This is a genomic window from Ideonella alba (genome assembly GCF_018069845.1).
Taxonomy (GTDB): domain Bacteria; phylum Pseudomonadota; class Gammaproteobacteria; order Burkholderiales; family Burkholderiaceae_C; genus Ideonella; species Ideonella alba.
This window is the reverse complement of record NZ_JAGQDD010000003.1, coordinates 41644-56426: the sequence shown is the minus strand read 5'-3', so window position 1 is coordinate 56426 and position 14783 is coordinate 41644. Positions and strand designations below refer to the sequence as shown.

Annotated in this window: 12 protein-coding genes; 9 read left to right on the top strand and 3 right to left on the bottom strand. The window is 72.7% G+C overall.

Annotation, left to right across the window (positions count from 1 at the left end; translation table 11 throughout):
• Positions 1 to 47: 47 nt before the first annotated feature.
• The 4 genes from KAK03_RS06060 to KAK03_RS06045 are packed head-to-tail and all read left to right on the top strand — an operon-like array spanning position 48 to position 3497.
• Positions 48 to 1007: an ABC transporter permease gene (locus tag KAK03_RS06060; protein ID WP_210852401.1), complete on the top strand. Its 960-nt coding sequence runs from the start codon at positions 48 to 50 to the stop codon at positions 1005 to 1007.
• A 1-nt stretch (position 1008) separates the two neighbouring features.
• Positions 1009 to 1794: an ATP-binding cassette domain-containing protein gene (locus KAK03_RS06055; protein WP_210852399.1), complete on the top strand. Its 786-nt coding sequence runs from the start codon at positions 1009 to 1011 to the stop codon at positions 1792 to 1794.
• Positions 1795 to 1807: 13 nt separating this feature from the next.
• Complete coding sequence (locus KAK03_RS06050) at positions 1808 to 2263, top strand: RbsD/FucU family protein (RefSeq protein ID WP_210852397.1); 456 nt, start codon at positions 1808 to 1810, stop codon at positions 2261 to 2263.
• Positions 2253 to 3497: an ROK family transcriptional regulator gene (locus KAK03_RS06045; RefSeq protein ID WP_247660965.1), complete on the top strand. Its 1245-nt coding sequence runs from the start codon at positions 2253 to 2255 to the stop codon at positions 3495 to 3497. Before KAK03_RS06050 ends, KAK03_RS06045 begins: the two co-directional genes overlap by 11 nt.
• A 9-nt stretch (positions 3498 to 3506) precedes the next feature.
• Here the strand turns inward: KAK03_RS06045 and KAK03_RS06040 are convergent, their stop codons facing one another.
• A complete protein-coding gene (locus KAK03_RS06040) occupies positions 3507 to 4412 on the bottom strand; it encodes a hypothetical protein (RefSeq protein WP_210852395.1) in 906 nt (301 codons plus the stop codon).
• 479 nt (positions 4413 to 4891) lie between these two features.
• Here KAK03_RS06040 and KAK03_RS25365 point away from each other — a divergent pair, with 479 nt between their 5' ends.
• The 3 genes from KAK03_RS25365 to KAK03_RS06025 are packed head-to-tail and all read left to right on the top strand — an operon-like array spanning position 4892 to position 9704.
• Positions 4892 to 6169 (top strand): HlyD family secretion protein, encoded by a 1278-nt coding sequence (locus KAK03_RS25365; protein WP_210852393.1) that lies wholly within the window; start codon positions 4892 to 4894, stop codon positions 6167 to 6169.
• On the top strand, positions 6166 to 8337 hold the full coding sequence (locus KAK03_RS06030) for a peptidase domain-containing ABC transporter (RefSeq protein WP_210852391.1): 2172 nt from the start codon (positions 6166 to 6168) through the stop codon (positions 8335 to 8337). The genes KAK03_RS25365 and KAK03_RS06030 overlap by 4 nt, the downstream gene beginning before the upstream one ends.
• Positions 8334 to 9704 (top strand): TolC family protein, encoded by a 1371-nt coding sequence (locus KAK03_RS06025; protein ID WP_210852390.1) that lies wholly within the window; start codon positions 8334 to 8336, stop codon positions 9702 to 9704. The genes KAK03_RS06030 and KAK03_RS06025 overlap by 4 nt, the downstream gene beginning before the upstream one ends.
• A 50-nt stretch (positions 9705 to 9754) precedes the next feature.
• Here KAK03_RS06025 and KAK03_RS06020 read toward each other — a convergent pair whose 3' ends face one another.
• Entirely contained in the window at positions 9755 to 10723 is a 969-nt protein-coding gene (locus KAK03_RS06020) for an alkaline phosphatase D family protein (protein WP_210852388.1), read from the bottom strand.
• Positions 10724 to 10754: 31 nt separating this feature from the next.
• On the bottom strand, positions 10755 to 11966 hold the full coding sequence (locus KAK03_RS06015) for an FAD-dependent monooxygenase (protein ID WP_210852386.1): 1212 nt from the start codon (positions 11964 to 11966) through the stop codon (positions 10755 to 10757).
• 61 nt (positions 11967 to 12027) lie between these two features.
• Between KAK03_RS06015 and KAK03_RS06010 the strand changes: the two genes are divergently transcribed.
• Positions 12028 to 13065 (top strand): SPFH domain-containing protein, encoded by a 1038-nt coding sequence (locus tag KAK03_RS06010; RefSeq protein WP_210852384.1) that lies wholly within the window; start codon positions 12028 to 12030, stop codon positions 13063 to 13065.
• 103 nt (positions 13066 to 13168) lie between these two features.
• Positions 13169 to 14779 carry a DUF4178 domain-containing protein gene (locus tag KAK03_RS06005; protein ID WP_210852382.1) on the top strand — a complete coding sequence of 537 codons (1611 nt, stop codon included), beginning with the start codon at positions 13169 to 13171 and terminating at the stop codon, positions 14777 to 14779.
• The last annotated feature ends 4 nt before the right edge of the window (positions 14780 to 14783 follow it).

Genomic DNA, 14783 nt, shown 5'->3' with positions numbered 1-14783 from the left:
AGGCCCCCGGCGGGGCTGCCGCATCCCTCGTCGCATCGGAATCCGCCATGGACACCCTGAAGAGCAAACTGCCGCCGATCGGCCAGCTCGGGCCCTTCATCGCCCTGCTGTTCGCCTGCGTCTTCTTCGCCAGCACCACCGACAACTTCCTCAGCGGCCAGAACCTGTCGCTGATCCTGCAGCAGGTGATGGTGGTGGGCGTGATCGCCATCGGCCAGACGCTGATCATCCTGACCGCTGGCATCGACCTGTCCTGCGGCATGGTGATGGCGCTGGGCTCGATCGTCATGACCAAGTTCGCGGTGGATCTGGGCTGGCCCTGGCCGCTGGCGATCGCCGCCGGCGTGGCCGCGACCGCGCTGTTCGGTCTGGTCAACGGCCTGCTGGTCACGCGCATCAAGCTGCCGCCCTTCATCGTCACCCTGGGCACCTTCAACATCGCCTTCGCGATCACCCAGCTGTACTCGAAGAGCCAGACCGTCACCGGCCTGCCCGACGAGATGACTGCGCTGGGCAATACCTTCGCACTGGGCGGCGCCCAGGTGGCCTGGGGCTCGCTGCTGATGGTGCTGCTGTACCTGGGCTTCTGGTGGTGGCTGCGTGACACCGGCGCGGGGCGCCACGTCTACGCGGTGGGCAACAGCCCCGAGGCCACGCGCCTGGTGGGCATCCCCACCGAGAAGGTGCTGCTGCAGGTCTACGTGATTGCCGGCGTGCTGTATGGCGTGGCCGCGCTGCTGGCCGTCAGCCGCACCGGCGTGGGCGACCCCAACGCCGGCAAGACCGAAAACCTGGACGCGATCACCGCGGTGGTGCTGGGCGGCACCAGCCTGTTCGGCGGCCGCGGCCTGATCCTGGGTTCGCTGGTCGGGGCCATCGTCATCGGCGTGCTGAACAACGGCCTGACGCTGATGGGCGTGGACTCGGTCTACCAGGTGCTGATCACCGGCATCCTGGTGATCCTGGCCGTGACCGTGGACCAACTGTCTCGCAAGGGAGGGCGTTGAAATGAGCCAGCCACTCGTTCTGCAGGCCAAGGGCCTGGTCAAGCGCTACGGTCAGGTCACCGCGCTGGACGGCGCCGACTTCGAACTGCGCGCCGGTGAGATCCTGGCGGTGATCGGCGACAACGGCGCCGGCAAGTCCAGCCTGATCAAGGCACTCTCCGGCGCCACCATCCCCGACGAGGGCGAGATCCTGCTGGATGGCCAGCCGGTGCGCTTTCGCAACCCGATGGACGCCCGCCGCGAAGGCATCGAATGCTGCTACCAGGACCTGGCGGTGGCGCCGGCGATGACGATTGCCGAGAACCTGTTCCTGGGCCGCGAGCTGCGCCGCGAAGGCTTCCTGGGCAATGTGCTGCGCATGCTCGACAAGAAGAAGATGCTGGAGACGGCGGTGGAGCGCATGGCCGACCTGAAGGTGGGCATCCGCTCGATGACGCAGGCGGTGGAGACGCTCTCGGGCGGCCAGCGCCAGTGCGTGGCGGTGGCCCGCGCCGCGGCCTTTGCGCGGCATGTGGTGATCCTCGATGAGCCCACCGCCGCGCTGGGCGTGAAGGAGGGCAACATGGTGCTGGAGCTGATCCGCCGGGTGCGCGACAAGGGCCTGCCGGTGATCCTGATCTCGCACAACATGCCGCATGTCTTCGAGATCGCCGACCGCATCCACGTCGCCCGGCTGGGCAAGCGGGCGGCGGTGCTGAACCCGAAGAAGATCAGCATGAGCGACACCGTGGCGGTGATGACCGGCGCGATGAAGCCCGAGGACATCCCTGCCGACTGCCTGGCCTGAACAAGAGGCCAACATGCTCAAAGGCATCGACCCGCTGCTCACCCCCGAGCTGCTGAAGACGCTGGCCGAGATGGGCCACGGCGACGAGATCGTCATCGCCGATGCCAACTTCACCGCGGTCACGCTGGCCCAGGGCAAGCCGGTGATCCGGCTGCCGGGCGCCGACGTGGAGCGTGCCGCCCGCGCCGTGCTGAGCCTGCTGCCGCTGGACGCGATGGTGGACCAGCCGGTGGCCTACATGCAGGTGGGCGGCACCGAGCCGCCCTACCGCAGCGCCCAGCAGCGCCGGGTGATCGGCATGCTGGCCGACCAGGGCCATGCGCAGCCGGAACAGTGTCAGCCGACCGAACGCTTCGCGTTCTACGATCGGGTCCGCCACGCCCATGCCATCGTGCTGACCGGGGACCTGCAGCCCTGGGGCAATTTCCTGTTCAAGAAGGGCGTGCTCGGAGAAGAACTTGTCCCCTGACGCCCGCACCGCCGCCAAGGAAGGCGCCGAGGTCCGCCGCCTGCGGCCCCGCGGCTCCAGCCAGGGCGGCCTGCGCCAGTACAACGAGCGCGTGGTGCTGCAGGCCATCCGCCTGCACGGCGCGCTGCCCGGCGCCGAGATCGCCCGCGTCACCCATCTGACCGCGCAGACGGTGTCGCTGATCACCAAGCGCCTGCTGGAGGACGGCCTGCTGCTCAAGGGCACGCCGCAGCGCGGCAAGGTGGGCCAGCCCTCGGTGCCGCTGGCGCTGGACCCCGATGGCGCGTTTGCCGTGGGCGTGAAGATCGGCCGGCGCAGCATCGACGTGCTGCTGGTCGATTTCGTCGGCACCGTGCGCCAGCGCTGGTCGCGCTCCTACCGGTACCCCGAGGCCGGCGCGCTGCTGGCCTTCATCGACGAATGCCTGGCCGAGCTGCGTAGCACGTTGCCCGAGGCCTGGTTGCCGCGGGTGCAGGGCCTGGGCATCGCCATCCCGTTCTCGCTGGGTGGCTGGCGCACCCTGCTGGACATGCCGCCCGAGGTGGGCGAGGCCTGGCAGGCGATCGACTTTGCCGCCGAGGTGCAGCGCCTGAGCGACTGGCCGGTGACGCTGATGAAGGACACCGCGGCCGCCTGCGTGGCCGAGCTGGTGGCCGGCCGCGGCCGCAGCATCAGCAGCTTCCTGTACGTGTTCCTGGCTACCTTCGTGGGCGGCGGGCTGGTGCTGGACAGCCACCTGCGCAGCGGCCTGCATGGCAACGCCGGGGCGATCGGCTCGATGCCGCTGGGCCTGCCGGCGGCCGGCCAGGCCTCGCCCGCCCAGTTGCTCAGCGAGGCCTCGCTGCTGCAGCTGGAACAGCGCTTCGCCCAGGCCGGGCTGGCGCTGGAAGCGGCCGGCGACGAGCGCGCGCTGCAGGCTCCCTGGTGGCCGATCACCAGCGCCTGGCTGGCGTCCACCGGCGCGGCCATTGCGCTGGCGATCAACAGCGCGGCCTGCCTGCTGGACATCGAGAACGTCATCATCGACGGCTCGATCCCCGCCGCGCTGCGCGACGCGCTGCGCCAGGCCACCGAGCAGGCGCTGGACCGCTACGACTGGCAGGGCGTGACCCGGCCGCAACTGCTGCCGGGCACGATCGGCTCCGACGCGCGCGCGCTGGGTGGCGCGCTGCTGCCGCTGCACGCCAACTTCGCACCCGACCGGGCGCTGTTCCTCAAGGCGGAAGGCGGCTGAGCGCGGCGCTCAGATCGCCACCATCTTGCTTTCCCACTCGAAGGTGACCTTCAGTTCGCGCCGCATCGGCGGCGTGCGCACGGCCAGCGTCAGCGCGGGGTCGGCAAAGTCCGCCAGCAGCGGCGGGCGGGGCGACTCGAAGTAGGGGTGGTAGGCGTCGCGCGCGGCGCGCGGCGCGACCTCGTCGAATTCCTCGCGGCTGCCACAGACCTGGATCAGCGCCGGCACATGGCTCACGCCCGCCGCCAGCAGCGCATGCAGCCGGTGGTGGCCGTTGTTGACCAGCAGGCGCCGGCGGTGCAGCAGCACGTTCACCAGGTTGGTGCTCTGGCCCAGGAACAGGCCCACCATCGCCTCGGGGTGGCCGCGCACCGGCAGCTCGGGCCGCTCAGCGCCCATGAAGCAGCGGGTGTCCAGCATCCGGGTGTCGTGGGTGTCGCTGACGAAGACCATCTCGCGCGGACCACGGTGCACCAGGCGCAGGCCGGCGTCGGCGTCACCACCTTGCAGCGGCAGGCACAGCGCCGCCAGCGCCGCGGGGTCGGGTGGCGCGCCGGCGCTCAGCGCGTCCACCGTGGCGCCGGTGAGCGAGTACTGCGAGGCCATCAGCTGCGCCAGCGGCACCATGCCGAAGGCCACCGGCACCGCGTCGAAGGTGCGCTGCACCGCTGGCGTGGCGATCACCGCCTCCACATGCGCCTGCACTTCGGGGGGCAGGGGGCGGACCACGGGCTCGTCGGCGCGGCCGGCCTCCTCCCGCGACAGCCGCTCCCAGCGCGGGCCGGCGGCGCGCCAGGCGTCGGCCAGGTCCATCGGGCGCAGGTGCGGGCTGGCCGGCAGCTGCTCCATCCAGCGCAGCAGCCGCGAGAGCTGGCCAGGCGCCAGCAGGCACAAGGTGCTGTGGCGCGCATCCATCGGTTCAGGGCAAACAGCGGTAACGTTCATGTGTGCAGAATGTCACAATGACAGCGCAGTAACACAATTGGGGATTGTCAACGAGTAACACCCTCGTGATGATCCGCACCTCGATAACCCTCCCACGAAAGGAAGCTCTGATGCGCGTCCTGACTCTTGAAGAGATGGAAAAGGTCTCCGGCGGCTGGGGCTGCTGGGGCGGTTGGGGTGGCTGGAACCGCGGTCACGGCGGTTGCAGCCACGGTGGCAGCAGCCATCACGGCTGCAGCGGTCATGGCAGCAGCAGCAGCAACCACTGCACGCCGCCGTCGCCGCCGCCTCCTCCGCCGGCTCCCCCGCCGGTGCCCTGAGGTCCCGCGACCTGATCCGCGGCGGACCGGCCGGGTGCCGTCCGCTGTCCAAGGGCCCTCTGGGGCCCTTTTTCATGGGCTGCCCCGGCGCTTGCCCCCACAATCGGGCGCCGTGCCAGACCTCGAACCATGTCCTCGACCCCGCCTGATTCCTCCCTGTTCCGTGCCGAGGCCGTGGCCGCCCGCGCGCCGCGTCAGGTCGGCGACGTGGTGCTGTGGCCCGGCGCTTCGTCGCGCTGGCTGGCGCTGCTGGCCTGGGCCCTGCTGCTGAGCCTGGCGGCGCTGCTGGTCTTCGGCCAGTACGCGCGGCGCTCCACCGTCAACGGGGTGCTGCTGCCCGCCGCCGGCCTGATCCGCCTGGCCGCGCCGCAGGCGGGCACCGTCATCGAGTCGCAGGTGCGCGAGGGGCAGGTGGTGCAGGCCGGCCAGCTGCTGTTCGTGCTGTCCGATGACCGCGGCGGGCCGGGCGACGAGGCCTGGCAGCGCCAGGTGGCCGAGCGCATCGCCACCCGCAAGGCCTCGCTGGAAGCCGACCTGCGCCGGGTGGAGCTGGCCGAGCGCCTGGAATCCGGCCAGCTGGCGCGCCGCATCGACACGCTCAAGGCCGAACAGGCCCAGGCCCAGCGCCAGCTGATGCTGCTGCGCCAGCGTGCCCAGGGCGCCGATGAGGCCACCCAGCGCTACCAGTCGCTGTTCCGCCAGGGCTTTGTCTCGCGCGACGAACTGCTGGCCCGCGAGACCCAGCAGTCCGAGCTGCAGGGCCAGGTCCAGGCGCTGCAGCGCGACCTGCTGGCGCTGGAGCGCCAGCTGCTCGAGGCCCGGCGCGAGGCCGACACGCAGAAGACCCGCAGCGCGATCCAGCGCGGCGAGCTCGACCGCGAGGCCCAGCAGGCCGGCCGCGAATACACCGAGATCGAGGCGCGCCGGCGCGTGCAGGTCAGCGCCCCGGCGGCGGGCCGCATCTCGCAGCTGCGCGCCGAGGTGGGCCAGAGCGTCGAGGCCGGCCGCCAGCTCGCCCAGCTGGTGCCCGGCGACAGCGCGCTGGTGGCGCGCTTGTATGTGCCCAGCAGTGCCGCCGGTTTCGTGCGGCCCGGCATGCCGGTGCTGCTGCGCTACGACGCCTTCCCGTACCAGAAGTACGGCCAGCACCGCGGCGAGGTGCTGTCGGTGTCCGGCGCCGCCGCCACACCGGCCGAGCTGGGCGAGGCCGCCTGGCGTCCCGAGTGGGCTGCCGAGCCGCTGTTCGCGGTCACCGTGAAGCTGCCGGCCCAGACCGTGGAAGGCGCGGCGCTGCCGCTGCAGGCCGGCATGCGCGTCGAGGCCGATCTGCTGCACGAGTCGCGCCGCCTGTACGAATGGATGCTCGAGCCGCTGCTGGGCGTCAAGGAACGCATGCGCACCGAATGAACGCCGCCCCCACCACCCCGCCGTCCTGGCTCGACCGCCTGCAGATGGGCTGGACGCAGCGCCTGGTGCCGGTGCTGCAGACCGAGGCCGCCGAGTGCGGTCTGGCCTGCGTGGCCATGCTGCTGGGCCACCATGGCACGCTGACCGACCTGGCCACGCTGCGCAGCCGCCACGGCGCGTCACCGCAGGGCATGACGCTGGCTGATCTGTCGCGCGTCGCCCAGGCCGAGCACCTGGCCACCCGTGCGGTGCGGCTGGAGACCGACGAGTTGTCGCAGCTGCGCCTGCCCTGCGTGCTGCACTGGGACCTGGCGCATTTCGTGGTGCTGGTGGCGGTCGAGGGCACGCGCTGCCGCATCGTCGACCCGGCCAGCGGCGAGCGGCGGATCGGCATGGACGAGCTGTCGCGCCGCTTCACCGGCGTCGCGCTGGAAGCCTGGCCCGACAGCAGCTTCGTGCCGCGCGAGGAGGCGCAGCCGGTCTCGGTGCGCCGCCTGATCGGCCGCGTCGAGGGGCTGACGGCCACGCTGTGGCGCGTCTTCAGCGTGTCGCTGCTGCTGGAGGCGCTGGCGCTGGCCAGCCCGCTGTTCATGCAGTGGGTGGTCGACCACGTGGTGGTCTCGCGCGACACCAGCCTGCTGGGCACGCTGGCCATCGGTTTCGTGCTGCTGCTGCTGGTGCAGCAGGTCTTCACCGTGGCCCGCGCCTGGCTGGTGCTGCGCGTGGGCACGCAGCTGCGCGTGCAGTGGCGCAGCAATGTGCTGCAGCACCTGCTGAAGCTGCCGCTGGACTGGTTCGCGCGGCGCCACCTGGGCGACGTGATGTCGCGCTTCGGCTCGGTGTCCAACATCCAGCAGGTGCTGACCACCACCTTCGTCGAGACCGCGCTGGACGGCCTGATGGTGCTGTTCACGCTGGGCCTGATGCTGCTCTACAGCCCCTGGCTGACGCTGTTCGCGGCCCTGGCCGTGCTGGCCTATGCGCTGCTGCGCGCGCTGCGCTACCGGCCGCTGCGCGAGGCCAGCGCCGAGCGCCTGGTGCGCGGTGCGCTGGAGTCCAGCCACCTGCTGGAGACCGTGCGCGGCATCCGCACGCTGCGCCTGTTTGACCGCACGCCCGAGCGCATGGCGGCCTGGCAGACGCTGATGGTGGCCGAGGTCAACGCCGGCCTGAAGGTGCAGCGCCTGGACATCGTCTACCGCACCGCGCGCCGCCTGCTGACCGGCCTGGCCGGCCTGGGCCTGCTGTGGCTGGGCGCCCGCGAGGTGATGGCCGGCACGCTCAGCGTGGGCATGCTGCTGGCCTTCCTGGCCTACCGCAGCCAGTTCGACAGTCGCTTCGGCGAGCTCATCAACAAGTACTTCGACCTGCGCATGCTGCAGCTCGATGCGCAGCGCCTGTCCGACATCGTGCTCACCGCGCCCGAGGCCGAGGGCCCGGCGGTGGCGGCGCCGACGTCCGCACAGCCGCCGGCGATCGAGATCGACGGCCTGGCCTTCCGCTACGCCGAGGGCACGCCCGAGGTGCTGCGCGGCCTGTCGCTGCGCATCGCGCCGGGCGAGTCGGTGGCGATCACCGGGCCATCGGGCTGCGGCAAGACCACGCTGCTGAACCTGCTGCTGGGCGTGCATGCGCCGCAGCGCGGCGAGATCCGCATCGACGGCCAGCCGCTGCCCACGCTGGGCCTGGCGCGCTGGCGCGCCCAGGTGGGCACGGTGCTGCAGGACGACACCCTGTTCGCCGGCTCGATCGCCGACAACATCAGCTGCTTCGACCCGCGCCCCGACCCGGCCTGGATCGAGCAGTGCGCCCGCCTGGCGGCGGTGCACGAGGACATCGCCCGCATGCCCATGGGCTACCACAGCCTGGTGGGCGACATGGGCAGCACGCTCTCGGGCGGCCAGCGCCAGCGCGTGGTGCTGGCGCGTGCGCTGTACCGCCGGCCGCGCGTGCTGATCCTGGATGAGGCGACCAGCCACCTGGACCTGGCGCGCGAGGCCGAGGTCGGCTCGGCCATCGCCCGCCAGCCGATGACGCGCATCCTGGTGGCCCACCGGCCGCAGACGCTGGCGCTGGCCGACCGGGTGATCGAGATCGGCGAGGGCGGCGTGCTGCGCGACGAGCCCGCCGCCGACTACGCGGCCCGCCAGGGACTGGCGCGCGGATGAGGCGCCCGCTCGGTCTGCTGCTGCTGGGCCTGTGGGCGGCTGCCGCCCCCGCCCAGGGCCTGCGGCTTGACCCGCAGGCGGTCGAGCCGCCAGCCGCCGCGGCCCCGGCCACGGCGCCGGGGCTGGACAGCCTGCAGCTGGGCGCCGGCTGCGCCGCCGAGGCACCGCGCCCCACCGCCTGGAGCCTGCCGGCGGCGATCGAGGGGGTGGTCTGTCACGCGCTGGGCGTGCGCCGCGGGGCCGGGCTGGTTCAGCAGGCGCGTGCCGCCGACCGGGTGGCCGGCCAGGCCTGGTGGCCGGCGCTCAACGCCGCCGGCGGCGTGGACGCCCGCAACGGCTACGGCCAGTCGGCCTTTGCCGAGTTGCGCGCCGACATCGTGCTGTTCGACTTCGGCCAGCGCAGTGCGGCGGCGCGCGAGAGCGGCGCCGCGCTGGCGGCCGCCTTGGATGCCCAGCGCGCCGAGGTGCTGACCGCGATCGGCCAGGCGGCGCTGCTCTACACCACCGCCCAGGCGGCGCAGGACAAGGTCGATGCGCTGGCCGGCGTGCTGCGCCAGGCCGAGGCCAACAGCCAGCTGGTCGAGGCCCGGCGCAGCGCCGGCGCGGCCAGCCTGGCCGAACGCTACCGCGCTGACACCGCCACCGCCCAGGCGCGCGCCGAACACGCGCGCGCGCTGGGCGCCTGGCTGGTGGCGCGTGGCACGCTGGCGGTGGCGTTGGGCCTGCCCGCCAGCGAGGTCATCGAGCTGGAAGCCGGCCCCGTCACCGACGAAGGCGACGCGCCCGACCTGGACGCGCTGATCGCCGAGGCGCGCGAGCGCCACCCGCAGGTGCTGGCCGCGCGCGCCCGCCTGGCCGAGGTCCAGGCCCGCATCGACGGCGCCCGCGCCGGGCGCTGGGGCAGCATCGGCGCCAGTGCGCAGACCGGCCGCACCCGCTCCAGCAACGACCTGCAGGTGCGCAGCGTCACCACCGGCTCGCTGAGCTGGTCGCTGCCGCTGTACGACCGCGGCGTGACCAGCGGCCGGGTGGCCGACGCCCAGGCCCAGCAGCAGGTGCGCCAGGCCGAGCTGGCCGACGCCCTGGCGCAGACCGAGGCGCTGGTCTGGGAGCAGGGCCGGCTGCTGCAGTCCGAGCGCCACGCCTGGCGCGAGATGCGCCGCGCCCGTGACAGCGCCGAGGCCGCGCTGCAGGCGGTGGCCGAGCGCTACCGCCTGGGCGTGGGCGGCTTCGGCGACGTGCTGCAGGCCCAGGACGCGCTGGCCCAGGCCAGCCTGCAGTGGGCCGACAGCCGCGCCGCCTGGCTGCGCGCCCGCTGGCGTCTGGCGGCCGCGGTGGGCCGGCTGGGGCCGCTGGCCTTCGAGTGAGGCTCAGGCGCTCGGCACGCCCCGGACAGCAGGGCCTGCCAAGCCAGGCCTCAGCGCAGCGGCAGCCAGCTGGCGCGGTCGATCACCCGCTCGAACTGCAGACCCTGGCGGCCGAACAGGCGGATGTGCAGCTGCTGCGCGTCGACATCGACCAGGCCATAGTTCTCACGCGGTGAACCCAGCACCACCGCCAGCTTCACCGCGGCGCCGGAAGACGTGGCCTCGTGCAGCGGGAAGCCGCCGGTGTGGAAGGCGTCCAGCTCGTTGCGGTGGATGTCGCCGCTGAGCATCAGCGTGCGGTGCGCCGCGGCCTCGCCCAGCAGCCAGGCGCTGTCCTCCTCGTAGCGCTTGTAGCCGGCGAAGGTGGAGCCGCTGGCGAACAGGTGCACCGCGTCGGCCGGCGCAGCGGCAAAGGCCTTGGACAGGCGCTGGCGCTGGGCGCTGCCGAACAGCGCGCGCCGGGGCGGGCCGAAGATGCTGTCGTCGGTGCGCCAGGTGCGGCCATCGCTCAGGTGCAGCCACAGGTCTGGCGCCAGCGCCAGGCTGGGCGTGGCCAGCGGCTGCGCCGGCTGGGGCCACAGCCGCGCATCCTGGCTGTCCTGCGGGAAGGCCGGGCCGGCCAGGCGGGCCGAGAGCACCTCGCGCCACAGCGTCTGCGCCGCGGTGCTGAGCGCGATCTTCTCGACCTGCTCGGGGCGCTGCGCCAGTGGCGCGCCGCAGGCGTCGTTCCACAGGAAGTCGTGGTCGTCCCAGAGGCTGTGCACGCGGCCGTCGGCGGGCATGCCGCGCACCAGTGCCGCGAAGCTCTTCACCGCCAGCTGGGCGCGGTAGCGGTCGACCAGCCAGTCGGCGAAGGCCAGCGTGTCCATCTGCTGCGGCGCTTGCGGCGCGCCGATGTCCAGGTAGACCGAGTCGCCCAGCAGCACCAGGTGGTCAGGCTGCTCGGCGGCGATCCGCGACCACACCGGCTGGGTGGTCGTGACGGTGGTGCAGAAGCAGGAGGCGAAGGCGATGCGCATCAAGCGTCCTTCCAGAGGGGTGAGTGACCGATCAGCGCCGCCCGAACATCATCTGCCGCGCCAGCGCCGCCTTCAGCGGCGGCAGCGCCTGCACCGCGGCCAGGCCCAGGCCGCGCAGCGTGGCCAGGCCCGGGGCCTGCCAGGTGAAGCTGCGGGCGAGGAAATCGGTGCTGGCGATCGTCGCCCAGCGGTCGGGGGCGCGGGCCCATTCGGTGCGGCGCAGCGCCTGGTCCAGGTCGGGCGCGTGGCGCAGCGCATCGACCAGGCTGTAGGCGTCGCGCAGGCCCAGGTTCAGGCCCTGGCCGGCCACCGGGTGCAGGGTCTGTGCCGCGTTGCCGATGCGCACGCAGCGGCCCTGCACCAGCGTGGTCTCGGCGTTCAGGCCCAGCGCGAAGCGCTTGAGCGGTGACAGCGCCAGCGCGCGGCCGGCGCCGTCGGGCAGGCGGTGCTGCAGCACGGCCAGGCGCTGGGCATCGTCCAGCGGCGCCAGCGGGTCGTCGTCGGTGGCCACGCACCACACCAGCGCCGCCTGGCGGGTGCCGGCGCCATCGCCGGGCGCGGCGGGCAGCGGCAGCAGCGCCAGCGGGCCTTCGCGGGTGAAGTGCTCGAAGGCGGTGCCCGGCGCGAAGCCGGCGTCCAGCGTGACCTGACCGACCCAGGCCTGCTGGCGGTAGTCGTGGCTCAGCGCCTTGCGGGACTGGTCGGCGAACACGCCGCCCTCGGCGATCACCGCCAGGTCGGCGGTCTCGGCGATGCCGGCGTCGATCTCCACGCCGCCCGCCACCGGCTTGACCGCGGCCACCGGCCGGCCCAGGTGCAGCGCGGCGCGCTGCGGCGCGGCCGCGCAGGCAGCCTGCCAGGCCTGCTGCAGCGGCGCCACCAGCGCGCCGTAGCGGATCACCGCGCCCAGCTGCGGCACGGCCTGCTCCTGCGCGCTGATGCGCACGGCGGCCTGCAGCGGACCGCGCGACAGCGTGGGCGGCGCCTGGCTGACCCGCACCTCGGTGATCGGCTGCGCGGCCGCGGCGGGCCAGGCCCCCAGGCGCTCCAGCAGTTGCACGCTGCCCAGCGACAGCGCCAGCGTGCGCGGGTCGGCCGCGACATCGCGCTCGGCGGGCCGGGCGTCATACACCGCCACCTGCGCGCGTGGCAGCAGTTGATGGGCCAGCAGGGCCAGGGTCAGACCGGCGGGGCCGGCGCCGACGATGGCCAGCCGCAACGGTCGGTCGGCAGGGGCGTTCATGGCGCGTATTATTTGCCCGGCCGGCGCGTTGGCCGGTGTTGCCACGGAGGGCACAGACACCATGGGTCTGATGGATTTCATCAAGAAACAGTTCATCGACATCCTCGAGTGGACCGAGTCCGGCGACGGCGTGCTGGCCTGGCGCTATCCGATGGCCGACAACGAGATCCAGTACGGCGGCTCGCTGACGGTGCGCGAGAGCCAGATGGCGGTCTTCGTCAACGAGGGTCAGGTCGCCGACGTCTTCGGCCCCGGCATGCACAAGCTGACCACGCAGACGCTGCCGGTGCTGACCTACCTGAAGAACTGGGACAAGCTGTTCGAGAGCCCGTTCAAGAGCGACGTCTACTTCTTCAGCACCCGCCAGCAGGTCGACCAGCGCTGGGGCACGGCGCAGCCGGTGACGATCCGCGACAAGGACTTCGGCGCGGTGCGCCTGCGTGCCTTCGGCAACTACGCCTACCGCATCGCCGACCCGAAGAAGTTCCACACCGAGATCTCCGGCACCCGCGACCGCTACACCGTCGAGGACCTGGACGGCCAGTTGCGCGGCCTGATGCTGCAGCACATCTCGGACGCGGTGGCCGCCTCCGGCATCGCCTTCCTGGACCTGGCGGCCAACCAGATCGAGTTCGCGAAGCAGCTGCTGGCCGCCACCGCGCCCTCGTTCGAAGCGATCGGCCTGAAGCTCGAGTCGGTGACGCTGCAAAGCGTGTCGCTGCCCGAGGAGCTGCAGAAGATCCTCGACCAGAAGATCGGCATGGGCATGGTCGGCAAGGACATGGGCGCCTTCATGCAGTACCAGACCGCCCAGGCCATCCCCAAGCTGGCCGAGGGCGTGGGCCAGGGTGGCGGCATCGCTGGCGACGCGATGGGCCTGGGCGCCGGCGTGGCGCTGGGCCAGGTGCTGGCGCAGCAGCTGAGCCAGGGCCTGCAGGCGCAGCCGGCCGCCGCTGCGGCGGCTGCGGCGGCCCCGGCGGCCATGGGCGCCGACGAGGTGATGGCCACGATCGAGAAACTGGCCGAGCTCAAGGCCAAGGGCATCCTCACCGAGGACGAGTTCGCCACCAAGAAGGCCGAGCTGCTGAAGAAACTGTAGACCCTTGAGGCCCCCAGGCTTGACGCTGCGCGCCATCGCCACCGCCCAAGGGGGCTCGCCCTGGCGTGGCGCTGCCCGGCGCCTGGGTGGGTCGCCCCCGTAGATGTCCACGACCCCTGCTCCCCAGCGCCGCTGGCAGGCGCTGTGCCCCGGCTGCGGCGCGCCGGTCGAGTTCGCCTCGGCCGCGTCGGCCAGCGCCGTCTGCAGCTTCTGCCGCAGCACCCTGGTGCGCGACGGCGAGGCGCTGCGCCGCATCGGCGTGGTCTCGGAGCTGTTCAACGACCACAGCCCGCTGCAACTGGGCGTCAGCGGCCGCTACCACGGCGAGCCCTTCACGCTGGTCGGGCGGCTGCAGTACCGCTACGCCGACGGCACCTGGAACGAGTGGCATGCGCTGTTCGAGGGCGAGTCCGGCAAATCGGCCTGGCTCAGCGAGGACAACGGCGCCTATGTGATGGCCTTCGACCAGCCGGCGCTGCAGCCCCCGCCGGCCTGGACCGATCTGGAGGTGGGCCGGCGCGTGCTGATCGGCGGCGATGCCTGGCGCGTGGCGTCACGCATCCAGGCCTCGCTGATCGCCGCCGAGGGCGAACTGCCGCGGCCGCCGCGCCTGGACGGCAGCTTCCCGGTGGCCGACCTGCGGATGGAGAACGGCGCGGTCGGCACGCTCGACGGCCAGGTCTCGGGCCAGCCGCAGTGGTCCATCGGCCAGCGCGTCGGCCTGGCCGACCTGGCGCTGCGCGGCCTGAAGGAGGGCGCCTCGCAGGCCTCCCTGCAGGGCCGCACGCTGGCCTGCCCGAGCTGCGGCGCCACCGTCGTGCTCAACCTGGGCACCACGCAGTCGGTGACCTGCGGCCAGTGCAAGTCGGTGATCGACGTCTCGGCCGGCATCGGCGCCGACCTGGCGCATTACCAGCAGGCCAACAGCGGCGCCAGCGGCCGCGGGCCCAGCATCCCGCTGGGCGCCAGCGGCCGCCTGGCGGTGGACAGCGCCACGCCGATCGACTGGCAGGTGGTGGGCTTCCAGGAGCGCTGCAGCCTGCCCGAGGACGACGAGGACGACCGCGAGTTCTGGCGCGAGTACCTGCTCTACAACCGGCAGGAGGGCTTTGCCTTCCTGTCCGACACCTACAGCGGCTGGAGCGTGGTGCGCCCGATCACCGGCGTGCCCGAGACGCGGCTGGGCGAGGTGGCCTGGCAGGGCCATACCTACTGGCGTGTCGAGGCGCCCTACCGCGCCACCACCACCTGGGTGCTGGGCGAGTTCTACTGGCAGGTGCGCCAGGGCGAGTCGCTCGAGGTCACCGACTACCGCGAGCGCGATGGCGAGGGCGTGCTGGCCAGCGAGCAGTCCGACACCGAGCTGGTCTGGTCGGCCGGCCGGCGCCTGCCGGGCGCCGAGGTCCACAGCGCCTTCGGCCTGGTGGGCGCGTCGCCCAGCGCCGCCGCGGCCGGTGCCAGCCCGCCGGTGGCCGCGCAGAGCCTGGGCAGCCGCATCAGCCATGGCCTGATCGTGATGGTGGTGGTGATCGTCGTGATGCTGCTGCTGGCCCGCTGCGACGGCAGCGACAGCGCCTGCGACGCCCAGCGCCAGACCTTCGGCGAATCCAGCGCCGAGTACCAGCAATGCCTGCGCAGCCAGCGCAGCGGCGGCGGCTTTTCCAGCGGAGGCAGCTCGTTCGGCGGCTACTCCAGCGGGGGCGGCCACAAATGAAGGA

What these genes read in the sequence shown, in the direction of transcription:
- KAK03_RS06005 (WP_210852382.1), top strand. Translation starts at nt 13,169, where the DNA reads ATGTCCACGACCCCTGCTCCCCAGCGCCGCTGGCAGGCGCTGTGCCCC.
- KAK03_RS06060 (WP_210852401.1), top strand. Translation starts at nt 48, where the DNA reads ATGGACACCCTGAAGAGCAAACTGCCGCCGATCGGCCAGCTCGGGCCC.
- KAK03_RS06040 (WP_210852395.1), bottom strand. Translation starts at nt 4,412, where the DNA reads ATGGATGCGCGCCACAGCACCTTGTGCCTGCTGGCGCCTGGCCAGCTC.
- KAK03_RS06020 (WP_210852388.1), bottom strand. Translation starts at nt 10,723, where the DNA reads ATGCGCATCGCCTTCGCCTCCTGCTTCTGCACCACCGTCACGACCACC.
- KAK03_RS06055 (WP_210852399.1), top strand. Translation starts at nt 1,009, where the DNA reads ATGAGCCAGCCACTCGTTCTGCAGGCCAAGGGCCTGGTCAAGCGCTAC.
- KAK03_RS06010 (WP_210852384.1), top strand. Translation starts at nt 12,028, where the DNA reads ATGGGTCTGATGGATTTCATCAAGAAACAGTTCATCGACATCCTCGAG.
- KAK03_RS06050 (WP_210852397.1), top strand. Translation starts at nt 1,808, where the DNA reads ATGCTCAAAGGCATCGACCCGCTGCTCACCCCCGAGCTGCTGAAGACG.
- KAK03_RS06030 (WP_210852391.1), top strand. Translation starts at nt 6,166, where the DNA reads ATGAACGCCGCCCCCACCACCCCGCCGTCCTGGCTCGACCGCCTGCAG.
- KAK03_RS25365 (WP_210852393.1), top strand. Translation starts at nt 4,892, where the DNA reads ATGTCCTCGACCCCGCCTGATTCCTCCCTGTTCCGTGCCGAGGCCGTG.
- KAK03_RS06015 (WP_210852386.1), bottom strand. Translation starts at nt 11,966, where the DNA reads ATGAACGCCCCTGCCGACCGACCGTTGCGGCTGGCCATCGTCGGCGCC.
- KAK03_RS06025 (WP_210852390.1), top strand. Translation starts at nt 8,334, where the DNA reads ATGAGGCGCCCGCTCGGTCTGCTGCTGCTGGGCCTGTGGGCGGCTGCC.